We start from the raw sequence: 25,177 nt of genomic DNA, 5'->3' as shown, positions 1-25,177 counted from the left end.
CAATTAATTGTAATTTATCCTTGTACAAAAACAACTTTGAGAAAAATATGCTAATAGGAATCATTGCCAATATAACCAAAGAAACAGTTTTTGAAGTTGTCTCTTCCTTTATTTCCAAACTAAAAAAGAACAAACTCGATTATATCCTCACAAAATCACTTTTGGAAGATAAAGATAAAATCAAAATTGAACTGTTTGATGATTTTGTAACAGATGATAAAGAAGTTTATGAAAAAGCTGATCTTATAATTTCAATCGGTGGTGATGGAACAATGCTCGCAACCGCATTCAATGCACAATTTTACGATAAGCCGGTGCTTGGTGTTAATCTTGGTAAGCTAGGATTTCTTGTTGAAGCAAACATTGATCAGATGGATAAGATTATTCAAGAGCTTAAAGAAGGGAAGTACAGTATTGAAGAAAGAATGGTTATCAGCGGAGAAGCATTAGGACACGAAACCGAAAAACTTTATGCAATAAACGATATTGTAATTGATAAAGGCGGCTGGCCAAAAATGATTGAGCTTACCGTTTGGGTTGATGGTGAGTATGTTACAACTTTTTCTGCAGATGGATTAATTGTTGCAACACCAACAGGCTCCACAGGTTATTCAATTTCGGTAGGAGGACCAATTGTTTCACCTAAGACTGATGTGATTACTCTTTCACCAATTTCTCCGCACAGCTTAACAGTTCGTCCTTTAGTGCTTCCTAGCTCTCAGGAAATTGTAATCAAAGCAGATTCACCGTATAAAGAAATCCAAGTTAGCTGCGATGGGCAAAGAGTTTTTGATTTCCCACCGCCTACCGAAATAAAAATTTGTAAAAGTGATCGCCCGTTAAAATTAGTTCACACATCCCTGACAACTTATTTTGAAACATTAAGAAACAAATTGCTGTGGGGAATTGATTTGAGGATTAAGAAAGATGGCAAAGAATTATGATTAAAAGTATATGTTTCTAGCAGTTTTTTTTAAAAAAATGGTGGGCCGGACAAAACAACCACCCAGAAAAAAGGAACCATTAATCCTTGGCTACTGTCCTGCAAGCGAAATGAATGATTCTGTTTTCTTCAATAACTGGACTACAGCATACAATAACTACCAACCTGATTATGAAACTCTTGATAGTCTTGAAGGCAAACTTGATGACTTAAATATCAAAATTGTCTTCCGTTCCACTTGCAGTGATAGCAGGGAACAACTGCCAAGATTATTTAAGATATTAAACGAACTTAACTTCGATTTAAACTCAATTACCTTAATTGGGGTAAACAGGGAAAAGCAAGGTTTATCAAATGAAGCAGAAGGACTTGAAATTGAATTAGTCCCGACAATTATTTTTTAAAAACGGTGAACCATTGGAAAATTGTTGAAACTCCTGCAAGTGAAAAATCTTTTTTTCAATAAATGGATAACAGAATACAACTACTACAAACCTGATTTTGAAACTCTGACAAACTTGAAGGCGGCTTAGATATTAACGTTCAAAATTATTTTTTACAAAGACGGAAGTGAAATTGGAAGAATTGTTGAAACTCCTACAGACAGTTTGGAAAAGGATTTGTTAAAGATCATAATTGAATAAAAATAAATTATTGCAACAAAAAACCCCGATTGGCATCGGGGTTTTCTTTTTAATTCTCTATCTCAGATAGTTCGGGAAGTTTTATCTTCTTCGGCTTCATATCATCTTTCTTTCCTTTGCCGTTACCATTCCCATTGCTTCCGTTCTTCCCATTTTTACTATTGCTTTTCTTGCTTCCAAACCCATCCGGATTATTCTTATCTTCATAATTCTTGTAAGTGTAGATTTTATGTTGAAAGTTTCTTAGAATTATTCTTTCCTCATCTTTATGAAGCACATAGTTTGGTAGAATTGGAATCTTACCGCCGCCGCCAGGTGCATCAATTACAAAATGTGGAATAGCAAGGCCGCTTGTATGTCCTCTTAAATTCTCAAGTATGTTTAAACCTGTTTCAATAGAAGTTCTAAAGTGATTAGCGCCCTTCGTTTCATCGGCCATATACATATAATAAGGACGAACTCTAATCTTAAGAAGTTTCTGCATCAATTCTTTAACAACTGCAGGATCATCATTAACACCTTTCATAATAACCATCTGGTTGCCCATCGGTATTCCTGCATCAGCCATCATAGTGCAGGCTTTGGAACTTTCAGGAGTAATTTCCCAGGGATGATTAAAGTGAGTGTTACAATAAATAGGATGATACTTCTTTAACATATTTACAAGCTTTGGTGTAATACGCTGCGGTAATACACAAGGCATTTTTGAACCAAGACGAATTATTTCGATATGAGGAATTGCTCTTATTCTTGCAAGAATCTTTTCTAACATTGCATCAGTTAGCATTAAAGGATCACCGCCAGAAAGAATAACATCACGTATTTCAGTATGTTCTTCAAGATATTTGAAAGCGCTTTCAAGTCCTTTCATTGATATCTTATCATGATCGCCAACTTTTCGTTTTCTTGTACAGAAGCGACAGTACAAACCGCATTGGCTGGTAACAAGAAACAGCGCACGATCAGGATAACGATGAGTAATGTTTGGCACAGGACTCATTGCATCTTCCATCAGCGGATCTTCTGCTGCATCAAAATCTTCCAGTTCTTCTTTATCCGGAACGCATTGACGCCAGATTGGATCGCCGGGCTGGCGAATTAGGCCTAAATAATATGGATTGATACGTGCCTGAAAAAATTCATCAAGTTCTTCCGCTACTTTGCGGTCGATCCCGAATTTTTCGACGAGCTGATCAACAGTGTGCACACTGTCGCGTACCATTTGCTGCCAAAGTTCCATAACGATTCCTCAGTGATTCTTATTGTTGAAATACTTTCCAAATACCAGCAGGTCGTCACCTACTGAGTAAAAATCTCTTATCTCCGAAATAATAGAGTACTTATTTCTAAGATAAAAGTTTTGCGTGGAAGCATAACTTTCTTTTGAAGAAGTTTCTGCCAGCAGCCATCTGCCGTTGTTACTTCTTACAAACTCTTCAGCATGTTCTAAAAGTTGTTTCCCGATGCCTTTGCCTGAGATTGCAGGATCGGAAGCAATCCAATAGAGATCATAAACTCCATCAGTTAATGGTCGTTTACCTGTACAATGATAACCAACAATCTTGCCATCATTTTCGTAAACGTATAAATGATAGTCCGTCTGATCAGGATTCATAACTGAAATATTTACAAGCTCCATTGCAACTTTAATTTCTTCTTCCTTAAAGTTTGGAATCCTGTTCAACATATTTTCAATCTCAATTTTGTCAGACAGCTTTATTGGTCGTATCATTTTTTTTTCGCTGTAATGCAAAACTTATTATGGTAAATAAAAGTTCACTGTAAGATTTTCCTGATGCTGCGGCCGCTCTTGCAAAACCGGAATCACTTGATACATCAGGGTTTGGATTAATTTCTATTACGTAAGGTGTTCCTTCATCAGTCAATCTTACATCAACTCTTGCATAATCCCTACAATTTAAAACAGTATAGGCATGTAATGCAGTTTCTTCTATTTTGATTCTTATATCATTTTTAATATTAGCAGGACAGACAGGTTTAGTATGATTATAATAAGTACTGTCTTCAATCCACTTCCCATCGTATGTAACTATCTTCGGTAAATTTTCCGGTAAACCGGTAAAATCTATTTCAGAAATAGGAAGTACTTTGTCTCCAAGTATTGCACAATTTAATTCTCTGCCAATAATGTATTCTTCAACAATAAGTTTCTTTTTGTAAGTCTCAGTTAAAAAAGTAAAATGCTTTTTTAATTCTTTATAATTGTTTACAACTGAGTTTTCAGATATTCCTATGCTCGCATCTTCATCAACCAATTTTAAGATAAGAGGATAATTAAGATTAACATCCTTATTTGTAAATTTTTGTTTGGGTGATAAAGTGATTGCTCTTGGAGTTTTAATTCCGTTTGAATATAAAATTTCTTTTGCGCGTTCTTTATTTAAACAATTACCAAGAGTTGATGGAATGTTCCCGGTATAATTGTATCCAAGTAATTCGTATAAACCAGCCATACAATATTCGTAGAACGTAATTCCTTCAACTGATTCTACAAAATTTAATATCGCGTCCGGGTTATAAGATGTAATCTCATCAATTGTGTAGTTAACATTCTTATCTATCGGTAAAGATTTTACATCAGTAAAAAAATTTTTTAGATAATTCTCAATCTCTACCATATTTGATGCAAATGAATGTTCCGATAAATCTTTACTCGCTGTAGATTCTTCAGAATGTTTTCCATTATAGACTGAAAATATGCTAACGGGCGAATTATAACAGATTAATATTTTAGCTGCGGTTTTCATAAAAGATTATATCTCTTAATTGCTGATGCTAAAACTGTGTTTATCATATCATTATACTCAATTCCCACAGCTCGAGCTGCTTTGGGAAAACTTGAGTTTTCATTTGGGTCAGGAATTATACCTGGTAAGGGATTTATTTCAATAATATTTGGTGTGCCATTTATATCAAGACGTAAATCAATTCTGCTCCAATCACGGCACTTTAAAACTCTGTAAGTATCTAAACAAACTTTGTTAATCTTTTCTTCAAGTTCTTTTGTGATATTTGCTGGGCAATCGAATACATCAAAATCATTTTCTTTAGTATCAAGAATCCACTTAGCTTCGTAGGAATAAAGTGGTGCAGTTCCTTCAGGATATTTATCAAATCTCATTTCGATAGCAGGTAAAATTTTTGTATCGCTATTGTTTCCCAAAACGGCTACAGTAAACTCTCTTCCGGATAAAAACTCTTCTACTAATGCGGATTGATTATACTCAGAAGTAATTCTTTTAATTTCTCTTTTCAGTTCATCGGAGTTGTGTACGAATGACGAAGCATAAATTCCTTTACCGGAACCTTCGCTAATTGGTTTAACAATCATCGGAAAGCTAAGATTATGATTTTCTGCGTCTTCAATTTTATCAGCCACAAAAAATTTGGCGGTGGGAACTTTGTAATAGCTTAAAATTTCTTTTGTACGGGCTTTGTCTAAACAAATTCCAAGTGTTAAAGCATCGGAACCTGTATAAGGAATCTGCAACATATCAAGCATTGCAGGGATTTGTGCTTCACGACTTACACCAAACGCACCTTCTGCAATATTAAAAACAATGTCAGGTTTAATTTCTCGAAATTTATTATACGCTTCCTCGTTGGCTTCAATCAAAGTAACATTATTATAACAAGCTATTGCATCTTTAACAGCATTAATAGTTTCCCAGGTATCCCACTCAGCGTAAGTATCTAATTGCGCTTGAAAATTTTCTGAATGATTATTAACAATTGGAGACACTAATGCGGAGAGAGTTTCACTTTCTGGTTTTAAATTGTATGCTAATGCAACATTCAACTTCTTGTTAAAGAAGGAAGATAAAATATTTTTCTCCTTATTAATTTTTACTGTAGCAAATATAATGTTTATAAATATTTTGTCAACAAGTTTTGAATTTGATAGAAAAAATATTTTTAAGCGTTCATCAATCTACTTTTAAAGATTTTAAAAGAATTCTAAAGAAAAATATTTTTGACAATTTAAATTGAGGTTACTTGCAATGGCTGTTTATAGTATTAAGCGTAATGTGAGCGGTTACTTTACTAAGCAATCTGAGCATAAGAAAGATTTTCTGAGTAGTATTTGATAAGATTTTCCCGAATGACGACAGAAAAATTATTTTTTAGATTCGGATCATTTTTTATTAATTCGAACGCACTTTCCTTTGCTTCGAGAATAATTTCATGATCTTCAACAATGTTTGTGTACTTTAAATCCGGAAAGCCGCTTTGCTTTGTTCCGAAAATATCTCCAGGCCCGCGCAGTTTTAAATCTATCTCTGCAATTTTAAATCCATCTAAATGTTTTACCATCGATTGTAATCTTACAGATGATTTATACTTTTCTAACTGTACAGAAGATAAATAATCTAACTCAAGTTCATTCGCAATTTGCTTAACAGCAATTTCATCTCTTGTAATTAAAATGCAATAAGCTTGTTTATTACTTCTCCCAACTCTTCCACGTAGTTGATGAAGTTGGGATAAACCAAAACGATGTGCATCGTTAATCAGAATTATATTTGCATCAGGAATATCAATTCCAACTTCAATAACGGTTGTAGAAACTAAAACATCAAACATCTTTTCTTTAAACATTAGCATCACTTCTTCTTTTTCCTGCCAGCTCATTCTGCCGTGAATCAATCCAAGTTTAAGATTTTTAAGATGGTTTTCTTTTAAATCTTCATAAAAAGTAATTGCTGCTTTTAAATCCAGTTTTTCTGATTCTTCAACAAGTGGGTAAACCAAAAAGGTTTGATAACCTTCTTTTGCTTTATCAACTATAAAATTGTAAATCTCAGGCAGTTTTTTCTCTCCGCGTAAAACTGTTTTAATTGGAATTCTGTTCTTCGGCATTTCATTTATAACGGATAAATCTAAATCTGCATATACCGTCATGGAAAGAGTTCTTGGAATTGGCGTTGCACTCATTACAAGTACATCAGGTGTTTTACCTTTGCTTTGCAGTAATCCACGCTGTTTAACACCAAAACGATGCTGTTCATCAATTACAATCAAACCAAGATTTTTAAATTTAACTTGTTCTTCAAAAATTGCATGCGTACCAATAATTATATCAGCATCCTGCAGCTCAATATCAAGAAGTTTTTGGTTTCGAACAGATTTCTTTTGTCCGCCGAGTAACAAACTAACTTTAATCTCTCTTTGTTTGTTGTTTATAGAAAGTATTCGCATCATTTCAGAAATAGTTTTTGCATGCTGATCAGCTAAAATTTCTGTGGGAGCCATTAACGAAACTTGATAGCCATTATCTATTGCTATTAGCATTGCAATTAATGCAACAATTGTTTTTCCGCTTCCAACATCGCCTTGCAGAAGCCTGTTCATCGGTTTTTCGGACAACAGATCACTTTTAATTTCGCTCAAAACATTTATCTGTGAATGCGTTAATTCAAACGGAAGGGTTTTAATAAAATCAGAAACAAGTTTAGATTTGATTTCCATTTTGTTCCCAGCAAGCTTTGTTTGATAGTTGTTTTTTCTTAGAGCAACAAGTAGTTCGATGTAAAACATTTCTTCAAACTTAAATCTGCGTTTTGCTTTTTCAAACAATTCCTTGCTTTGCGGGTAATGATAATTTTTAACTGCGGTTTTTAAATCAATTAAATTATGTTTGGTTATAATTTCATTAGGTAAAGTTTCTTCTAGCTTATCTGCGTAATCTTCAACAGCATAGTTAATAATGCGGCGTAAGCTTAAATCACCAATATTTTTTTGTTTAAGCTCTTTTGGAATTCTGTAAAACGGAATAATATTTCCGGTGTTAAGAAAACTTTGTGTTTCTTCTGCTGTTATCTTATCAAAATCAGGATGCACGATTTGAAGTTTGTTATAATTTATTTCCGGTTTACCGGAGATCGCAAAGTAATCTCCTTCATTAAACACGGAATAAAAATATTTTACTCCGTGAAACCAAACGCATTCAATAAAACCGGATGAATCTCTGAATTGAACTTTAAGAATTTCTTTTCTGCCAAGATTTCTTTTTTCTTTATCAACAACTTTAGCAATGATAGTAGCTTCGCCGTCATAACCATTTATCGCATAACCATAAGCTTTGGCTGTTGTTAAAACAGTCGTGCGATCTAAATGTCTTGATGGGAAGTAGAAAATCAAATCACGAATTGTATTTATACCGATTTTAGAAAATGATTCTGCACGTTTTGGCCCAACGGATTTTATGTATTGAACAGAAGATTCAATAATATTTTCTTTTGCAGAATTCATTGCCCGAAAAATAGATTGTTAGCAAGGCAAACTCAACATTATAGATAAATATTAAGTTAGATTTTATTTAACTTTCTGCATAAAGAATTAAAGGAATTTATTTTGGAATGGAAATTACTCTTAACAGATGACCGTCTTGGAATTGATAAAAGTCAATCAACAAAAAAAGACGGACGCAGTCAGTTTCAAAAAGATTTTGACAGAATAGTATTCTCTCCTGCTTTCAGAAGACTTCAGGATAAGACGCAGGTTTTTCCATTGCCGGAAAGTGATTTTGTCCATACAAGGTTAACGCACAGTCTGGAAGTTTCTGTTGTCGGAAGATCCGTTGGAAATCTTGTGGGCGAACAAATAATTGCTAGACATCCGAAGCTTAAAAAGGATTTTACACAATTTCATTTTGGAGAAATTGTTGCCGCGTCTTGTCTTGCTCACGATATTGGCAATCCACCGTTTGGGCATTCTGGTGAAGATGCAATTGCAGAGTATTTTAAGAATGGAAACGGTAAAAAATTTAAAGATGAAATCGCTGATGAAAAAAAATGGAATGACTTAATCCGATTTGAAGGTAATGCACAAGGGTTTAGAATAATAACTAAACTTTTAAATCGTGATGTTAATGGTGGGTTACAACTAACTTATGCTACACTATCAGCCCTAAATAAATATCCTAAAGAATCTTTGTCAGATATAGAAATTGAAAAAGCAGCAGGACACAAAAATATTTATAAGAAGTTTGGATTCTTTCAGTCTGAAAAAGATATCTTTAAGCTTGTTGCTGAAAAAACCGGATTAGACAAACCAGAAAAATCAGAAAAGTATTTATGGAGTCGTCATCCGCTTTCTTTTCTTGTTGAAGCAGCTGATGATATTTGCTACAGCATTATGGATCTTGAAGACGGTTTTCGCTTAGGGTTATTATCATTTAAAGAAACAGAAAACCTATTGATTCCTTTAATCCACAAAAGAGATTTGACTGGCTATAAAAATCGGGATGACAACGAAAAGGTTGGATACCTCCGGGCAAAAGCAATCAGTGATCTGGTAAATGATATTGCAGCAGTATTTGTTGAAAATGAAAAAGAAATTCTTCAGGCATCTTTTAATAAAGAATTAGTAACTGTAATAAAAAAAACTAGCGCTTTAAAGAAAATTGAGAGAGCATCCATTGCAAAAATTTACCGGCACAGAAGTGTTGTTGAGCGTGAAGCCGCTGGATATGAAGTGCTCGGCGGATTGCTTGATACTTTTATAACAGCTTATAACGAATATTCGGAAAATAAACTTTCTCCAAAGAATCGTGCGATTATAAATCTGATACCCAGAAGATTTTTCTATGAAGAAAAACAAAATCCGGAACTCTACCATAGATTATTAAGAATAATTGATTTCGTTTCAGGAATGACAGATTCTTATGCAGTTTCTATCTATAGAAAAATAAAAGGAATTTCTTTGCCGGGTGGACGAGTAACTGAATAAGCTTACCACGTCATTGAGAGTGAGTCACCGAACGAAGCAATTTGTTGAAGGAGTAATTATGTATTTATTTAATATGATGGATGCTAACATAGATTGCTTCGCCGACTATAGTCTGACTCGCAATGACAAAAAACAGTCAATGTCTTTCAGTTTTCATATCGCGGGTCATTAAATCTGTAGTGGCTTTAACAGGATCTTTATCTTCAAAAAGTATTTTATAAACTTCTGTTGTAATTGGTGTTTCCACATTATTTTTTTCTGCAAGTTTAGAAGCGGAGCGACTTGTCTCAACACCTTCTGCAACCATATCCATACTCTTTAAAACTTCTTTTAGTTTTTTCCCTTTGCCAATTTGTTCACCTACATAACGATTACGGCTGTGTTTACTCATACAAGTAACAATCAAATCTCCCATACCGGAAAGACCTGCAAAAGTTTCTGGTCTTGCACCCATGGCCATACCGAGTCTGGAAATTTCTGTAACCCCACGAGTCATAATTGCAGCTTTTGTATTATCGCCAAAGCCTGCGCCATCAATAATTCCCGCACCGATTGCAATTACATTTTTAAAAGCTCCGCCAAGTTCGACGCCAAGAATATCAGTAGAAGAATAAACTCTGAAATATGAATTCATGAAAGCAGCTTGTATTGATTTTGAAGTTTCGTGTTCAGTTGAAGCTGCAACAACAGCAGTTGGAATTCTTTTACTTACTTCTTCAGCGTGAGATGGGCCGGATAAAACTCCAATCTGTTCGTCGCTTAAATTCGGATGTACATCTTTTAGCATTTGAGACATCGTCATCAACCGTTTGTTCTCAATTCCTTTTGCAACGCTAACTAGAATTGAATTTTTAATATCCGAGTAATTAACATCTTCCATAACTGATCGAAGAAATTGTGATGGAACGGAAAGTATAATGAGGTTTTTTTGATGAACTGATTCTTTGAGATCGTGTGTAATTTCTATTTCTTCTGGAATTTTTACGCCAGGCAGGTAAATTGAATTAACTCTTTTCTTAATTAACTCTTTAACATAATTTTTTTTGTATTCCCAAAGAGTTACCTGGTGACCGTTGTAGTGGAGAAGAATTCCGAGTGTAGTTCCCCAGCCGCCAGCACCGAGAACTGAGATTTTCATTATTTCTTTTTCTTAAAACTTATTTTACTTTCTGTCCCGTTAATCAATCGCATAACATTTTTACGATGTGTGAAAACTACAAGTAAAGAAACTGCCGCAACAAAAGGAAGTATTGTTCCGTAACTCTGAATATGATCGTGCAAAATATTTTCTCTAAAAATAAGAGTAAATGGAATAGATAATGCAGCTAATATCGAACCGAGAGAAACATACCTTGAAACAGTGACAACTAAAATAAAAATTCCAAGTGCTACAAGCATATCAACGGTGATTATCATTATTAACATTCCAAGCGCAGTTGCAATTCCTTTCCCACCACGGAAGCCTGCAAATACGGTCCAGATATGACCAATAACTGCAGCAATACCGGCAATGATTTGTACTAAAGTAAAATCATCAAAAGGAGAAACGTTTTGAAATGGTAAACCACCATAATGTAATCTTGCAATAACAACAACCGCAAATGCACCTTTAAGAGCATCTAATAAAATTACAAGCAAACCTTTTTTCCAACCAAGCACACGCATAACATTTGTACCGCCGGCGTTTCCGCTGCCGTGTTCACGAATATCAATGCCGTGAGAAAGTTTACTTATAATTATACTCGTTGGTATTGAGCCAACTAAGTAGGCTAAAATTATTATTGTTGCGAGTAAAAACATTATTTAAACCAAAAATTTGTGATAAAACCTAATCAATAAATTCTAAATAAACAATGTCTAGAAATATTTGATATTTAGAAATTTTTAATTATTACATTTCATTAGATAATTTTTATTATCGAAGGATTCATAAAACTATTAAATAGAATTACCATTATTATGCCAAAAATCAATATATTTTTTAATAAAATCACTTTTTATTGATCTTTGCACATCATCAACATAATTAACGCTTTTCATACCCACTAATGTGGATGAAACCTGTGGTACACTATTAATTAATAGTATAGCCTTTTGGGATAAAGATAATTTTTGCTGTTCACTATTGGCAAAGTTATCTATTGCTTTATGGAAGCTTTCATTTTCAAGATTCTTTTCTTTAGCCAAATTGCTAAAAATTGAATCCAATAAAATGTTGGTTGTTACGGCATAATTACGCAAAGATCTCACTACTTTTTCATCCTCAGGGTAATTCTTTCCGATTTCGTTAATTGCAAAATTTGCTCGTGGAATTAAATACGTGCTTTTTATTTCACTAAAGTTACCAGGACTATTAAATTTATTATAGTTTGATTTTAAAATTTTAGATAATGAAATGCAATCAACAACATTTTTTTTATCACTCGCACTCAATCCAATAAAATTAATATACTTTTCAATTAATGTAGTTTCCTGTTTTTGTAAGTCGTCAATCAAACTTAAAACTTCCTCTTTGGTACGATCTTCAGTAACCGCATAATCTGCTAATCTTATAAGTTTGTTTTTACTAATTGCATTTAACGGACGATTAACTAAAACTCCCAAATTATTTTCGCCAGCAAATTGTAGAAAAGTTTTTGTTTCGTTTTGCTGATTTAAATTATTCATTCCGCCGGTTTCAAAAAGATTCATTGGGAATTGCACAACTGCAAAATGATTTTGTTCAGAAATTTCTTTAGCTATGTTTAAAACTTTTTCAAGAGAAGTAAAACTTTGTTTCGATTCTTTTTCTGCAAAAGTATTTGATGAAATTCCGTAATAAGAAATCCTTCCCAGTTTTACTTCTTCTTCCAAATAAATAAATGCATCTTTAATTCTTCGATAGTATTCTCGCTCCCTTCTTTCAGGGTCGGAAATCACAGAGTATGTTAAAAAATATTCCGGATTGTGAAGAAGATAAACATCAATCTTTTTTAAATTTAATCTCTCAAGTGATAGGGTGATTTGGTTTTCTAAAAAATCTGGACTGATGCAATGCCACAAATCCGGACTACATTTTACAACATTTTTAAAAGCTTTACCCGATTGTTCTCTTTCCATTCCAAGTTTAAGATTTGAACCTTGCAGGTATCCACCTTTGGAAATCACAACAATGTTTTCTCTATTAATTTTATTTCCTGATATTAGTTTATTTAAAACTTTTCCCACCAAAGTTTCGCTTCCGCCATCAGAATAATTTGATGAAGTGTCAATTACATTTATTCCGGATAGGATTGCTTTCTCCAAAGCTGTTTTGTGCTGTGGAATTCCATCATCAATTCTGTAGCAACCAAATCCACAAATTGAAACGTTAAATCCCGTTTTACCTAATATCTTATATTTTATTTCAGGGAAATTAGAAATGAGCTTTTTTGTTCCTTCCGTAGAAGCCATAAATCCAATAATATTAAAAATGAAAGCCAAAACTAAGAAAAAATGAAGGATTCGCAATAAAATGGGAGCCAAAAATGTATAAGAATCAAATCTTTTCTTTAAAGCTATAATGCTATATATTTACAGCCCAAATTAACGGAATAAAAATAATAGGAAAATAAGATGGCAAAAGTTCAAAGTTTCGCTGATAAAGCAAAAGGCAAGAAAAAAGTTGAAGGTGTTACTGTAAAAGTTATTAAAAGTATGAAAACCGATGCCGGCGCTTATAAGTTTAACGAAAAATTTGTAAAGCTTGCAGATATCAGCAAAGTAACAGACATAAAATAATTTTTCAGTTTGATTTTATTTAATCAAACAATTCTGGATTTAAAGCTCCTTCTAAATGAAGGAGTTTTTCTTTTATATCCAATCCGCCAGCATATCCAACAAGTTTTCCATCCGCACCAATTACTCGATGACACGGAATTATAATAGCAATTGGATTTTTACCGTTTGCTGTTCCTACAGCACGAATCGCTTTCACATGGCCAAGCTTTTCTGAAAGAGTTTTGTAACTAATTGTTTTTCCATAGGGAATTTTTTGCAGTTCTATCCAAACTCTTTTTTGAAATTCTGTTCCTTCAACATCAAGCGGAACATCAAATTTTTTCCTGGTTCCTGCAAAATATTCTTTTAATTGATTAAAGATTTCGAAAAGGTAAGGATCATCACTTCTAAGTTTGGTTGCCGTGGATAATTCTTTTATCTCTTTTTTGGGGTTAAGAAATATTTTTTTTACACCTTTTGATGAAACGAGAACAACAATATTAATTTCTGATATTATTTCTTCAGAATAATAATTTGTTTCGGACATATTCTCACTCCACAAAATAAAAAAAGGCTGCCAAGCTCAGCAGCCTCACAAAACGTATTTAAAATAATTTAAGCAGGAACTACATTTATTGCAGGATTAACATCGCGTTTTAATAAACCTTCAATCGCGGTTAATGTTCCGCTGATAGAACTCGGGCAACTTCCGCAGGCACCCTGATATCTAATCTTAACTGTGTAACCTTCAAGTCCTAAAACTTCCAAACCACCGCCATCGCCTGCAAGTGCTGGTCTAACTTTTTGATCGAGTAATACATTTATTTGTTTTAATAGTTCATTTGATTCTTCATCACTTACAGTAATTTCTTTTTCAGCAGGAATTAGATTCTTATCAAACGTTTTTAAAAAATTAATAAACGGTCTTTGAATTTGGCCCCAATTATTTTCTGCGGATTTTTCAATCGTAACAAATTTATCCATGTAAAAAACAGAAACAACGCCATCAATTTCAAAAATACCTTTTGCAAATGGGTCGCTTTCAGCAGAAATTTTATCCGGAAATTGTCTTGTTGTCTGGTTTAATAATTTTTCATTCAATATAAATTTTAACGCTTGTGGATTAGGAGTTAAATCAACATCTTCTACCATTAACATAATTACACCTTTCTTGTTTAAACTTGTGCGAAAAATAAACTTTCACAATTAACTCCGCAAGTCAGTTTGATGTTATGGGGATAAAACACATAATTTTCTTTTTAGAATTGCAGTTAAAGGCTATTTTTGTGAACAAAATTTTGAGAAATGAATGAAAAAAATATTAGTTGTATTTACCGGCGGTACATTTTCGATGATGATTGATGAAAAAACGGGCGGTGCAGTTCCAAGATATTCAGGAAATGAATTATTAGGAATGATTCCCGAAGCTAAATCTTTAGCTGAAATTGAAAGTCTTGATTTCGGAAAATATCCAGGCCCGCATGTTACACCAGAATTAATGCTAGATTTATCCCAAAAGATAAACACAAAATTAAAATCACAAAAATATGATGGCGTAATTGTTACGCACGGAACGGATACACTTGAAGAAACTGCGTACTTTTTGGACTTAACAATTAAAACAAACATTCCGATAGTTGTGATTGGTGCAATGAAAAATAGTTCTGAACCTGATTGGGATGGACCAAAAAATTTAATTGATGCATTACATATTTGTTTAAACGATAATTCTAAAAATCTAGGAGTGTTAGTTTGTTTAAATGGAGAAATAAATGCAGCAAGCGAAGTAACAAAAATTTATTCTGATTCCGTTGAGTCATTTAAAAGTTTAGATTTTGGAACACTAGGTTTTGTACAGAATGAAAGAGTGATTTTTAATCGTTTACCACAACATCTTGAAACTATCCAATCAGAAAAAATTAATACCAATGTAGATTTGTTAACCGTTTATGCCGGAATGGATGAAAAGTTTTTCAAGTTTTCTGCTGACAGTAAGGTAGATGGAATTGTTGTTGAAGCCCTCGGTGTCGGCAATGTTCCTCCGCCGGCTTTTGAAGGACTAAAATATGCGGTTGAAAAGGGGATTCCTGTGGTGCTTACTTCTCGATGTCCTGCGGGTGAAACAGATTATATTTATAGCTATCCCGGAGCTGGTAAACATTTGCATAATCTCGGTGTAATATTTTCAGATTACCTAAATGGACAAAAAGCCAGGATTAAGCTAATGATTGTTTTAAGCTTAACTAAAAATCATGATGAGATAAGAAAATACTTTGAATAAGATTTTAGTTGTCAAGCATGGAGTTCAAGTAATCTCTTAGTAAAGTAATTTCCTTTTTTGTAGATGCTTTAATTTCTGCAGGTGGGGTTTGAGTAATTGATGTGTTCAACATTTCATAAATTCTTTGTGCATGTACCGTAAAAGTATATCTAAAATGATCTCGCTTCCATTCATCATCTTTTTTCTTTTTTGCGATTAGCACAAAATCATTTTTCAAATCTTCAATTCGTAAATCTAAACGTGGTTTTAATTGGTTATTCATTTTATAACTTATGTAATTCTTCTATATCAACCTTAACAACATCGCTAATTTTCTTGCCAAGAAACAATTCTGCAACTTGCTTAAATGTTGTTGGAATATCACTTACATAAACATCTAAATTACCAAGCGCTGCTGAGTTTGTTTCTAATCCTATTCTGGCAATCTCGTTTCTAACAACTTCTGCGGTTGCAATTCCGGAATCTATTAACTTAACCTCTTTGCCAATAACTTCTTGAATTACATCAGCAAGTATTGGATAATGAGTACATCCTAAAACTAAGGTATCGATATTTTGTTCTCTTAATTCTTTTAAATATTCTTCAGCAATCTCATAAGTTGCACGATGATGAGTCCAGCCTTCTTCTGCTATTGGAACGAATAATGGACAAGCTTTTTCAAATACTTCTATTTGGCTATCAATTTCTTTAATTGCATTTGAGTAAGCATTATTATTTATGGTTGCACGAGTTCCGATTACACCAATTCTTCCATTTCGCGTTTCTTTGTAAGCCATATCTGAACCCGGTAATATTACACCAATTACTGGTACAGAAAACTTTTTTCTAAGTTCAGGAATTGCAATTGATGAGGCTGTGTTACAAGCAACCACAACGGCTTTAACATTTTTTTTAAGTAAAAAATTCGAATCCTGTATTGAGTAATCTATCACAGTGTCGTTTGATTTTGAACCATAAGGTACACGAGCTGTATCGCCAAAATAAACTATGCTTTCTTTTGGAAGAACAGAGGCTAATCTTTTTACTACAGTTAAACCACCAATACCCGAATCAAAAACTCCGATTGGCTTTTCTTTTTCCATAAAATTCAATTTGTACCTACAATATTTGTGTTATAGTTTCAGTTAATTCTGACATAATAAAATTGTAATCATTTTGTTTTACTTTGCTGCCGTTTCTATCCAACACGTAAAACGAATCCACAATGTCATCACCCTTTGTAGATATTTTTGCAAAGTAAATTATCAAACCAAGTTCATTCATTTTATTTGTTACGTGATACAAAAATCCTAATCTATCGGCTGAATGCACATCAATAATTGTGTAGCGGTCGTGTTTTTCAAAAGAGATTTTTATCTGCCCACTTCGTTTAAATAATTTATTTTCAATTCTCCACCAGCGTGACTTTAATTTTGCAACTTCTACATGCAATTGTAAAAATCCATTTATAACAGAATAAAAATCTTCTTTAATTTTAGAATACTTTGTTTCATCTACTCGTTTGTGAGTCCTAAAATCAGTTACAAGAAAGGTATCAATTACAATCCCATCTTTACGAGTAAATATATTTGCCGAGTGGATATTTGCATCATTTATTGCGAGCACGCCGCAAAGTTTAGAAAGTAATGAGGGAAAATCTTTTGTAATTACAGTAACATTTGTAAAATCAATTAGTTCTTTAAACAGTACAGAAACACTGTCGCCTTTTTCAATTTCTTCTACGTGCGATATAATTTCTTCATCTGTAAAATGATTGGCATACCTTAAATCATCGTGCAATGATTCAAAATGGTCTTGCACATGAGTTTCATTAATCTTATCGGAATATTTTGAAATATCTTTTGGGATGGAATAAATTGTTGAATAGAGAAGGTCTTCACCGGAAATTTTATCTTGAATCATTGCTCTGCTTTTTCTATAAAGCTCAGAGAGAAGTTCAGCTTTCCACGAAGTCCAAACAGCAGCATTCACAGCAGAAAGATCCGCATAAGTTATTAGATAAAGCAAATCCAATTCTTCCACCGAACCAAATCTTACAGAAAAATTATTAAGTGTTTCAGGATCGTTAAGATTTCTTCTAAAAGCAATTTGCTCCATCATCAAATGATTTTTAACTAAGAAACAAACTTTATCAATTTCATTTTCATCATATCCCAGTCTTATCATAATTGATGAAGTCATTTCTTCACCGATAATTTCGTGACCTGAAATATCAATCGGTTTTGCAATATCATGCAGAAGCAATGCAAGATTTAAAATCTCTTTGTTCTTTATAGTGTTATAAATTTTTCCGTAAGCAGTACTTTGATTGTAAAGTTTTTCTAAATTTTTAATTGTAATTAAAGTATGTTCATCTGCTGTGTAACAGTGATAAACACCATGTTGCATAAATCCGTTTAAGTCTCCAAACTCAGGCAGAAATGCACCAAGAACGCCAAGCTCATTCATCACTGATAAAGTTGCACCAACGTTGCGAGGTAATTTTAGAATCTCTCTAAAAAAAACTGATGAATCAGACTGCGCCCAATTATTTTCTAAAGAAATTTCTGTTGCATCAATTATTTGCGTTCTAAGTTTATCATCGAAACCAGCGTTGTGGAATGCTCTGTAATAAAATACTCTAAAAATATCTGAAAGAGTTAACTCATCTTTCTTTTTTAAAAAGATAACTTTGTTTTTTATATAAAAGTCAGCATCTAAATCATATGAAAGAGAATCTGGTACGGGGTTTACGTACTCAACTTTATATTTTTTTATTATAGAATGACTAAAACGAAAAATTATATTTGTTGAAGCAAAATAATTTTTCATAAAACTTTGCAAATCATTTTCAGCATATCCAAAAATAGGAGCAAGTTTTATCTGATTTGAAAATTCAAATCTATCCGTTTTAGATTTTGTTGTGATGTGAAGAAGATGACGAATAGACAAAACTAAATTATAACTTTCGATCAATCGCTTGCACTCAGCGGCAGTTGCAAGATTATTGCTTCTTATGTAGTTGACAAAAATTTCTGCTTGCGTAAGTTCGTGCTGCGATTTTAACAATTGCTTGCTGCCAACCATCATCATCCATTCAATTGATTGAAAATCACGCAGACCGCCTGCGGACATTTTAACATTTGGTTCAAGCATCTTAGCTGAATCACCGTATTTTTCATGGCGCTGTCTTACATCTTCAACAAAATCTGTCATTAACAATTTTTTTGATTTATCATCTATGTAGTTTATAAGTTCAGTATTCCATTTGTTGTAAAGTTTTAAATCGCCGCTAATAAATCTTGTTTCAAAAAATTGGGTAAACGCATGTAAATCGGAAGTTAGGAATTTTTTTATGTCGCTTAGTTCGCGCACAGTGTGCGATGCTTCAATTCCACCATCCCAAAGATTTGTAATTAGTTCTGATATTTCCGTACTGTCCTTTTCAATTGATTCAGAAATAATCATCAAATCAATATCAGAAAAAGGAGAAAGCTCGCGCCGACTAAAACTGCCAGCAGAAGCTAGTACAAAAGAAATTTTTTTATCAGCAAGAATTATTCTGATAGTATCTTCAATCAGCACGCTGTAGTTTTTGCTGAAAACAAACGCATCCGTTTTGCCGTTATAATCTGTAAATAGAGTTTCTCTATCTTTAAGAAATCCTTTTTTAATATCTAACAGGCGCTTCATTTACTTTATGTTTAGTTAAAATGATTTTCTAAATCTTCTTCATCATCAAAATCCCAATAATCTTCGTCTTCGTACTCTGCTTCAATTACAGAAGAAATTCCGCCGCGAGTATTAAACTCTGCAGTAATTTTCATATATCTTGGTTGTGTAACTTCAACAAGATCATCAAGAATTTTATTTGTAACACTTTCAAAAAATATCCCATCATTACGATAAGATTGAAGATAAAATTTGTAAGATTTTAATTCCACACAAAGATTACCCGGGATATATTCCAGTGTGATAGTTGCAAAATCCGGTTGCCCGGTTTTTGGGCAAAGAGATGTAAACTCCGGTGCAATGTGAGTGACAGTATAATCTCTGTTTGGATATTTATTTTCAAAAGTTTCTAACAGTTTAATTTTGTCGTTCATTTTTCCTCTTTGTTTTTTTAGATCCCATTTTCGTAGGAATGACTTCAGATAATATCAATACTTAGGTTTAATTTTATACTTAATCGTGTCTTCAAATCCAGCTTGTATAAAGCCGCGTAAACGCAAGGCACAGCTATCACAAACACCGCAAGCTTCATTTTCATTTTGGTAGCAACTCCAAGTTAAATGTAGCGGAGCGTCAAGTTCAATTCCTTTTTTAACAATTTCTGCTTTAGATAAGTTTATAATTGGGGTAACAATTTTAATTTTAGTTTCAGGCCTGGTTCCAAGATCCATCATTTTTTCGTAAGCGGAAAAAAAATCCGGTCTGCAATCAGGATAACCGGATGAATCCTCATAAACTGCTCCGATAAATACTGTGCTTGCTCTTAATACTTCTGCCCAGCTTACACAAGCCGAAAGTATGTTTGCATTTCTAAATGGAACATATGAAGATGGAATTTCCTGATTATTTAAATCAGCTTTTGATACTTCAATATTTTTATCTGTAAGAGATGAGCCGCCGATTTTTGAAAGATGCGTATAATCGATTATTAATCTCTTCTTAACCCTATAGTGATCGGCAATATCATTAAATGATTTTAATTCTCTATTGACAGTTCTTTGACCATAATTGATATGAGCGAAGGCAATTTCATAATCAAGATTTGCAATTGCAGCAGTAACGCAGCTATCCATTCCTCCGCTAACGGCAATAACAGCAATATTTTTTTTAGATGATTGCATAAATGATAGTTTTATGTTTGAAAATCTTTGTGTTAAAATACTAAAAAGAGAAACGATTCAGAATTCAAAAATCTAAAGTCCAAATTCAAAAACAGAAATTTTAGCTTCGCTTTTTGCGGAATTCGATTAAGATTATTATAGAAATTATTAGGCTTATAATTGCAGAGATTAGAAATGGAGTTTGTGAACCAAATTTATCCCACAAAATTCCTGTTAAAAAAGAGCCAAACATAATTGCAAAGCTGGAAAGCATTGTAAGCAAACCAATTGCGGATCCACGTTGTTCGTTTGGAATTAAATCGGAAATCCATGCTTTAGAAACCCCTTCTGTTGATGCAGCATAAATTCCATACATGGCAAATAAAACCCAGATGAAATTAATATTTGGTGCTAAAGCAAATCCAAAGTAAACTGCTGAAAAAATTATGAGACCGAATGAAAAAACTTTTTGTTTACCGAGTTTGTCTGATAATCCGCCGAATGGATATGAAGCGGCAGCGTAAATGAGGTTGTAAAAAACATATCCAAAAATCGCCAGCGAACTTGATTGGGAAATGTCTTTTGATTTTAAAATTAAAAAAACATCACTGCTGTTTACTAAAGAAAATGTTGTGATAAGTAATAATATTTTTTTGTATTCCTTCGGTGCAGATTTCCAAAACTCTAAATAATTTATTTTGCCTTTTGATTCTATGGAATTTGGTTTGTCTTTCACCAGCAGTGTAAATGCAACTGCAATTACAGATGGAACAAACGCAACTAAAAATATTAACTGAAAATTATTTGGAAAGTAATATAAAAGTATAAGTGCAATCACAGGGCCAATTGCTGCCCCAAGCGTATCCATTGCACGATGAAATCCAAAAACTGCACCGGAATTTCCATCGCTGTAACTTGCAAGCAGTGCATCACGCGGAGCTGTTCTAATTCCTTTACCAACTCTATCTGAAATTCGAGATGTTAAAACAATAGGAATGTTTTGAAAAATTCCGGGCAATGGTTTTGAGAGTGCAGAAATTCCATAACCCAAAACAACAAATATAGATCGCTTACCAACTTTATCAGAAAGGTTTCCAAAATATCCCTTTAACAATCCAGCTGTAACTTCTGCAATCCCTTCAATAACGCCTACAACAGCCATTGATGAGCCTAAAACCGCTGTTAAGAAAATAGGAGTAACAGGATAAAGCATTTCGCTTGCAACGTCTGTAAACAAACTTACCATCCCCAAAATAAAAACTTGTTTAGATATTTTAGTTTTCATTAGAGTAAAAATAGATTCAAATAAATTAAAATCAGATAGTCATTTCGACTGCAGGGAGAAATCTGGATTTTATAAGAGAAAAGATTTCTAACTAGAAGACTCGTACGGAATGACTCTCTATAAATAATAGGTTTTAAATATCACAATAGTAGATTGTATCAACTTTATTTCTTACGTAATTTTACAAAGAAATTTTATTAAACCTTAGAGGACAAAATGCGAAATACTGTTATTGCCGGCAACTGGAAAATGAACAACGATTTAAAGGAATCAGAAAAACTTATCGTTGAATTAAAAAATCTTTTGAATAATGAAAAACCAAATTGTGATGTAATTGTTTGCCCGCCTTTCACTTCTTTATCAGAAGCATCAAAACTTGTGAGTGGAAGCCAAATTAAACTCGGAGCGCAAAACATGCACTTTGAAGAAAATGGCGCGTTCACAGGGGAAATTTCTGCCTCAATGTTAAAATCAGCTGGATGTGAATATGTAATACTAGGTCACTCTGAGCGCAGACACATTTTTGGCGAAACGGATGAAGTGATTAATAGGAAAATCAAAAAAGCATTGGCTGCGGGATTGAAACCAATTTTCTGTATAGGAGAACTTCTCGAAGAAAGAGAAAACGGAACAACTAACGATGTTGTTAAACGACAAATATTAAAAGGATTAAATGGAATTTTTGCTGTTGATATGAAAAATATTATTCTTGCCTATGAACCAGTTTGGGCTATCGGCACGGGAAAAACTGCAAGTCCTGCACAAGCACAAGAAGTTCACGAATTTATTCGTGATTTGATTGAGATAGATTACAGCCTGGAGATTGCAAACGATTTAGTAATTCAATACGGCGGAAGCGTAAAACCGGACAATGCTAAAGAACTAATTTCACAAAAAGATATTGATGGTGCTTTGGTTGGTGGTGCCTGCTTAAAAGCAGATTCTTTTATAGGAATAATAAAAGGCGCATAAAATATTTATTTTCTTTTCAAAAGCCCGATTATTAGCTTAAATCGGGCTTTCCATTCATTGCAATCCCTTCGATTTGAGGTTATATTTGTAGCTTATTTTTCAGGAGTTTTTTAGCAAAGAATGATTTCCCTCAAAAGTTTACTTTACAATCTATTCGTAATCGCAATAGTTTTCTCACAGACAACTTTTTCACAGGTTATTTTTAGAGATCTTCCGAATTATAAAATAAATACATCTGATCAACTTTTTTTTGATATTACAAATACCCGTGATGTAATTTCATTAAATGGAAATTGGAAAGTTTATCCTTCTGATGATGAGAAAAAAGAAAAAGTCAACATTCACGTTCCATCAATTTTTGAAGGTAAGGGTGAGTTTATTTTTGAAAAAAAATTTTCTCTCACAAACGAACAATTAAACAATCAAAAAATTTCTATTGTCTTTTTTGGATTAAATTATTCCGCGGATATTTCTGTAAACAAAGTAATCATCTATCGTCATCCGGGCGGCGAATTTCCATTCACAGTTTTACTTCCTCGCGATATTTTAAAATCAGATAAAGACAACATAGTTTCTGTAAAACTATCCTATTCGCTCGATTCAAAAAATACAATTCCGCTTAAGCAAAGATTTTTATTTCCCAAGAACTTAGGCGGTGTTATTCGTGATGTTTATCTTCATCTAACTCCCAATGTTAGTATTTCGGATTTTACTTTTAAAACTGAACTTGATTTTAAATCAAACAAGGCTGTTATTTCTTTTCAATCTGTAATTGATAATAAAGAATTTAAAAAAGTAAATGATACTCTTGGTACACAAACAAATTTTACTTTGCGGACACAAATATTTTATCCGGATGGAAAGACAAGTTTAAGTTCTGGTTCAAGCACAAGCTCAGGATCAAACATTAGTGATAATAACTTTGTTTTAAAACAGAATAAACAAGTTGAAATAAAAAACAGTGTTACAATAGCATCACCAACGTTATGGAGTCCAGATAATCCAGCAAATTATATTGTAAGATTGGAACTATGGCGCGGCGATCAATTGATTGACAGACACGATCAAAGCATTGCATTATTTGTTCTTGAGTCATCGCAAAAAAGTTTTACGCTAAACGGTAAAAATTTTAATTTATACGGCGTAACTTATATTCCATCTTTCTATCAATACGGTAGCCTTTCATCCTACGAAAGAATGCAAAGTGATTTAGAAAAGATTAAACAAGCGGGATTTAATTCAGTTAGATTTTCAAAATCGCTTCCAATTCCATACTTATTAAGATTATGTGAACAGATCGGCTTGTTTGCTTTTGTTGAACTTCCAATTGCTAATCTTCCCGAAGGACTTGCAGGCTCACAAACTTTTGTTGTTCGCAGTAAAAATTATCTTACAAGTTTATTAAAAGCATACGAAAATTTTTCAGCAATAGGCGGAATTGGATTTGGTTCATCGTATTTATTTAAATCAGATGCTCACCGTGCATTGTTAAGTGATCTTTCAATGCAAGTAAAGAAAAGTAGAAACATCTTAACGTACGCTTCGTTTTTTGATTTTGAATATCAACAAATTGATAGTCTCGATTTATGCGGAATCGAATTTTTAAACAGCACTCCGGCGGATAAACAAAATGATATTTCCAATCTTATCCAAACAGTTGGCCAAGGAAAACTATTTATTGGGGAAGCAACTTATACTGTAAACATTGGGCAAACCGATGGTTATGTAAATAAATTTTCTTACGAAGCACAAGCTAAATTTTTTGATGATGTTTTTAATTTTAACTATAGTAATCAACTTGCCGGTTTTTTTGCAAATACAATGTTTGATATTCGTGGTGATTATCCGTCAATTATTAGCGGATATAAAGATGAAAACATTTACAACATTGGTTTAGTAAGTGAAGAAAGAAGCCAGGATAGACTTGCTTACAAAGTTCTTTCTGCACGAATGAAAAATACAGAAAAAGTAACCATACCGATCGGTAGTGATAAAGATGATGCGCCAATGATTTTTATAATTACAGGATTGATACTTGCATTATTAATGGGTGTGCTTGTAAATTCGGGAAGAAAATTTAGAGAAGATGCCTCACGTGCATTACTTCGTCCATATAACTTTTTTGCTGATGTTCGGGATCAAAGAATAATTTCTGCATATCATTCACTTTTTCTGGCCATTATAGTTGCTCTGGTAACTTCATTAATCTTTGCAAATCTGTTTTATTACATTAAAAACAATGTGCTTGTAGAAAAAATACTTTTGTCTTTTGGAAGCCCGGGCTTGATTTCAGGTATCAGTTATCTTGCTTGGAACCCAACAACATCATTAGTTTGGCTTTTTGTTTTAAGTATAATCTGGATGATACTTTTAACAATCATTATTACCGCAGCATCATTTTTTGTTAGAACAAGAGTTTATCTATCAAGCGTATTCTTTACTGTAGTTTGGGCGCTACTACCTGTGGTACTTTTAATACCTGTTGGAATAGTGCTTTACCGATTATTAAATGCCGGCGTTGGAAATGTTTATATGTACGTATTTCTTATTGCATTTATTTTTTGGATTCTTTACAGACTTCTAAAAGGTATTTCTGTAATATTTGATGTTAATCCCGGGGGAATATATTTCTACGGCTTACTATCAATATTTATAGTGAAAATTATTTTCTTGCTTTACTACGAAGTAAACAATTCTGTATTTCAATATCTAAAACTTGCACTTAAACAATTTAATATATTTGGATAGAAA

Annotated in this window: 23 protein-coding genes; 7 read left to right on the top strand and 16 right to left on the bottom strand. The window is 33.2% G+C overall.

The genetic code is table 11. From position 1 onward, the window contains the following. The first annotated feature begins 47 nt into the window (after positions 1-47). Entirely contained in the window at positions 48-944 is an 897-nt protein-coding gene (locus tag IPJ23_12330) for an NAD(+)/NADH kinase (GenBank protein ID MBK7631468.1), read from the top strand. A gap of 10 nt (positions 945-954) precedes the next feature. Next, entirely contained in the window at positions 955-1,347 is a 393-nt protein-coding gene (locus IPJ23_12325) for a hypothetical protein (protein MBK7631467.1), read from the top strand. A 289-nt stretch (positions 1,348-1,636) separates the two neighbouring features. Here the strand turns inward: IPJ23_12325 and IPJ23_12320 are convergent, their stop codons facing one another. The 5 genes from IPJ23_12320 to recG form a co-directional block, all read right to left on the bottom strand. Next, complete coding sequence (locus tag IPJ23_12320) at positions 1,637-2,827, bottom strand: KamA family radical SAM protein (protein MBK7631466.1); 1,191 nt, start codon at positions 2,825-2,827, stop codon at positions 1,637-1,639. Between the two features lie 9 nt (positions 2,828-2,836). After that, a complete protein-coding gene (locus IPJ23_12315; protein MBK7631465.1) occupies positions 2,837-3,319 on the bottom strand; it encodes a GNAT family N-acetyltransferase in 483 nt (160 codons plus the stop codon). Further along, a complete protein-coding gene (locus IPJ23_12310) occupies positions 3,294-4,355 on the bottom strand; it encodes an ATP-grasp domain-containing protein (protein MBK7631464.1) in 1,062 nt (353 codons plus the stop codon). Before IPJ23_12310 ends, IPJ23_12315 begins: the two co-directional genes overlap by 26 nt. Continuing rightward, complete coding sequence (locus tag IPJ23_12305) at positions 4,352-5,407, bottom strand: ATP-grasp domain-containing protein (GenBank protein ID MBK7631463.1); 1,056 nt, start codon at positions 5,405-5,407, stop codon at positions 4,352-4,354. The genes IPJ23_12310 and IPJ23_12305 overlap by 4 nt, the downstream gene beginning before the upstream one ends. Positions 5,408-5,652: 245 nt before the next feature. Beyond that, positions 5,653-7,860, bottom strand: coding sequence for an ATP-dependent DNA helicase RecG (recG, locus tag IPJ23_12300; protein MBK7631462.1), 2,208 nt, complete (start codon positions 7,858-7,860; stop codon positions 5,653-5,655). Between the two features lie 102 nt (positions 7,861-7,962). On the opposite strand from recG, the gene IPJ23_12295 reads away from it, so the two are divergent. Continuing rightward, a complete protein-coding gene (locus IPJ23_12295) occupies positions 7,963-9,339 on the top strand; it encodes a deoxyguanosinetriphosphate triphosphohydrolase (GenBank protein MBK7631461.1) in 1,377 nt (458 codons plus the stop codon). Between the two features lie 136 nt (positions 9,340-9,475). Here the strand turns inward: IPJ23_12295 and IPJ23_12290 are convergent, their stop codons facing one another. From IPJ23_12290 to IPJ23_12280, 3 genes are all read right to left on the bottom strand, one after another. Then, positions 9,476-10,477, bottom strand: a complete 1,002-nt coding sequence (locus tag IPJ23_12290; GenBank protein ID MBK7631460.1) for an NAD(P)H-dependent glycerol-3-phosphate dehydrogenase — start codon at positions 10,475-10,477, stop codon at positions 9,476-9,478. Next, positions 10,477-11,139: a glycerol-3-phosphate 1-O-acyltransferase PlsY gene (gene plsY, locus IPJ23_12285; protein MBK7631459.1), complete on the bottom strand. Its 663-nt coding sequence runs from the start codon at positions 11,137-11,139 to the stop codon at positions 10,477-10,479. The genes IPJ23_12290 and plsY overlap by 1 nt, the downstream gene beginning before the upstream one ends. A 138-nt stretch (positions 11,140-11,277) precedes the next feature. Next, positions 11,278-12,771, bottom strand: coding sequence for an aldo/keto reductase (locus IPJ23_12280; GenBank protein ID MBK7631458.1), 1,494 nt, complete (start codon positions 12,769-12,771; stop codon positions 11,278-11,280). A gap of 162 nt (positions 12,772-12,933) precedes the next feature. Here IPJ23_12280 and IPJ23_12275 point away from each other — a divergent pair, with 162 nt between their 5' ends. Continuing rightward, positions 12,934-13,098, top strand: a complete 165-nt coding sequence (locus tag IPJ23_12275) for a hypothetical protein (GenBank protein MBK7631457.1) — start codon at positions 12,934-12,936, stop codon at positions 13,096-13,098. A 19-nt stretch (positions 13,099-13,117) separates the two neighbouring features. Here the strand turns inward: IPJ23_12275 and IPJ23_12270 are convergent, their stop codons facing one another. Further along, positions 13,118-13,624 carry a methylated-DNA--[protein]-cysteine S-methyltransferase gene (locus IPJ23_12270; protein MBK7631456.1) on the bottom strand — a complete coding sequence of 169 codons (507 nt, stop codon included), beginning with the start codon at positions 13,622-13,624 and terminating at the stop codon, positions 13,118-13,120. Between the two features lie 68 nt (positions 13,625-13,692). Then, positions 13,693-14,235: a NifU family protein gene (locus IPJ23_12265; GenBank protein ID MBK7631455.1), complete on the bottom strand. Its 543-nt coding sequence runs from the start codon at positions 14,233-14,235 to the stop codon at positions 13,693-13,695. Positions 14,236-14,386: 151 nt separating this feature from the next. Between IPJ23_12265 and IPJ23_12260 the strand changes: the two genes are divergently transcribed. Next, the gene (locus tag IPJ23_12260; protein ID MBK7631454.1) at positions 14,387-15,358 is read left to right on the top strand and encodes an asparaginase; all 972 of its coding nucleotides are present in this window, start codon (positions 14,387-14,389) and stop codon (positions 15,356-15,358) included. Positions 15,359-15,362: 4 nt separating this feature from the next. On the opposite strand, the gene IPJ23_12255 is transcribed toward IPJ23_12260, so the two are convergent. From IPJ23_12255 to IPJ23_12230, 6 genes are all read right to left on the bottom strand, one after another. Continuing rightward, positions 15,363-15,620: a hypothetical protein gene (locus IPJ23_12255; GenBank protein ID MBK7631453.1), complete on the bottom strand. Its 258-nt coding sequence runs from the start codon at positions 15,618-15,620 to the stop codon at positions 15,363-15,365. Between the two features lies 1 nt (position 15,621). Further along, positions 15,622-16,440 carry a glutamate racemase gene (locus tag IPJ23_12250; GenBank protein ID MBK7631452.1) on the bottom strand — a complete coding sequence of 273 codons (819 nt, stop codon included), beginning with the start codon at positions 16,438-16,440 and terminating at the stop codon, positions 15,622-15,624. Between the two features lie 16 nt (positions 16,441-16,456). Then, a complete protein-coding gene (locus IPJ23_12245; protein ID MBK7631451.1) occupies positions 16,457-19,030 on the bottom strand; it encodes an HD domain-containing protein in 2,574 nt (857 codons plus the stop codon). 11 nt (positions 19,031-19,041) lie between these two features. Then, positions 19,042-19,443, bottom strand: coding sequence for an NADPH-dependent 7-cyano-7-deazaguanine reductase QueF (gene queF / locus IPJ23_12240; protein ID MBK7631450.1), 402 nt, complete (start codon positions 19,441-19,443; stop codon positions 19,042-19,044). 54 nt (positions 19,444-19,497) lie between these two features. Continuing rightward, positions 19,498-20,190, bottom strand: coding sequence for a 7-cyano-7-deazaguanine synthase QueC (gene queC, locus IPJ23_12235; GenBank protein ID MBK7631449.1), 693 nt, complete (start codon positions 20,188-20,190; stop codon positions 19,498-19,500). Positions 20,191-20,290: 100 nt separating this feature from the next. Beyond that, positions 20,291-21,454: an MFS transporter gene (locus IPJ23_12230; protein MBK7631448.1), complete on the bottom strand. Its 1,164-nt coding sequence runs from the start codon at positions 21,452-21,454 to the stop codon at positions 20,291-20,293. 216 nt (positions 21,455-21,670) lie between these two features. On the opposite strand from IPJ23_12230, the gene IPJ23_12225 reads away from it, so the two are divergent. Both IPJ23_12225 and IPJ23_12220 read left to right on the top strand, forming a co-directional pair. Further along, entirely contained in the window at positions 21,671-22,426 is a 756-nt protein-coding gene (locus IPJ23_12225; protein MBK7631447.1) for a triose-phosphate isomerase, read from the top strand. A 120-nt stretch (positions 22,427-22,546) separates the two neighbouring features. Then, positions 22,547-25,174, top strand: coding sequence for a hypothetical protein (locus IPJ23_12220; GenBank protein MBK7631446.1), 2,628 nt, complete (start codon positions 22,547-22,549; stop codon positions 25,172-25,174). Positions 25,175-25,177: the final 3 nt, after the last annotated feature.

This window comes from Ignavibacteriales bacterium (genome assembly GCA_016709765.1).
GTDB lineage: Bacteria > Bacteroidota > Ignavibacteria > Ignavibacteriales > Ignavibacteriaceae > IGN3.
Note: the sequence above shows the minus strand (reverse complement) of the source record. Positions and strands in the feature narration are given on the sequence as shown.

Coding starts and splice junctions, on each gene's coding strand:
- IPJ23_12290 (MBK7631460.1), bottom strand. CDS start 10,477: ATGAAAATCTCAGTTCTCGGTGCTGGCGGCTGGGGAACTACACTCGGA.
- IPJ23_12260 (MBK7631454.1), top strand. CDS start 14,387: ATGAAAAAAATATTAGTTGTATTTACCGGCGGTACATTTTCGATGATG.
- IPJ23_12265 (MBK7631455.1), bottom strand. CDS start 14,235: ATGTTAATGGTAGAAGATGTTGATTTAACTCCTAATCCACAAGCGTTA.
- IPJ23_12255 (MBK7631453.1), bottom strand. CDS start 15,620: ATGAATAACCAATTAAAACCACGTTTAGATTTACGAATTGAAGATTTG.
- IPJ23_12280 (MBK7631458.1), bottom strand. CDS start 12,771: ATGGCTTCTACGGAAGGAACAAAAAAGCTCATTTCTAATTTCCCTGAA.
- plsY (MBK7631459.1), bottom strand. CDS start 11,139: ATGTTTTTACTCGCAACAATAATAATTTTAGCCTACTTAGTTGGCTCA.
- IPJ23_12275 (MBK7631457.1), top strand. CDS start 12,934: ATGGCAAAAGTTCAAAGTTTCGCTGATAAAGCAAAAGGCAAGAAAAAA.
- IPJ23_12245 (MBK7631451.1), bottom strand. CDS start 19,030: ATGAAGCGCCTGTTAGATATTAAAAAAGGATTTCTTAAAGATAGAGAA.
- IPJ23_12230 (MBK7631448.1), bottom strand. CDS start 21,454: ATGAAAACTAAAATATCTAAACAAGTTTTTATTTTGGGGATGGTAAGT.
- IPJ23_12330 (MBK7631468.1), top strand. CDS start 48: ATGCTAATAGGAATCATTGCCAATATAACCAAAGAAACAGTTTTTGAA.
- IPJ23_12315 (MBK7631465.1), bottom strand. CDS start 3,319: ATGATACGACCAATAAAGCTGTCTGACAAAATTGAGATTGAAAATATG.
- queF (MBK7631450.1), bottom strand. CDS start 19,443: ATGAACGACAAAATTAAACTGTTAGAAACTTTTGAAAATAAATATCCA.
- IPJ23_12320 (MBK7631466.1), bottom strand. CDS start 2,827: ATGGAACTTTGGCAGCAAATGGTACGCGACAGTGTGCACACTGTTGAT.
- IPJ23_12225 (MBK7631447.1), top strand. CDS start 21,671: ATGCGAAATACTGTTATTGCCGGCAACTGGAAAATGAACAACGATTTA.
- IPJ23_12310 (MBK7631464.1), bottom strand. CDS start 4,355: ATGAAAACCGCAGCTAAAATATTAATCTGTTATAATTCGCCCGTTAGC.
- IPJ23_12325 (MBK7631467.1), top strand. CDS start 955: ATGTTTCTAGCAGTTTTTTTTAAAAAAATGGTGGGCCGGACAAAACAA.
- IPJ23_12250 (MBK7631452.1), bottom strand. CDS start 16,440: ATGGAAAAAGAAAAGCCAATCGGAGTTTTTGATTCGGGTATTGGTGGT.
- IPJ23_12270 (MBK7631456.1), bottom strand. CDS start 13,624: ATGTCCGAAACAAATTATTATTCTGAAGAAATAATATCAGAAATTAAT.
- queC (MBK7631449.1), bottom strand. CDS start 20,190: ATGCAATCATCTAAAAAAAATATTGCTGTTATTGCCGTTAGCGGAGGA.
- IPJ23_12220 (MBK7631446.1), top strand. CDS start 22,547: ATGATTTCCCTCAAAAGTTTACTTTACAATCTATTCGTAATCGCAATA.
- recG (MBK7631462.1), bottom strand. CDS start 7,860: ATGAATTCTGCAAAAGAAAATATTATTGAATCTTCTGTTCAATACATA.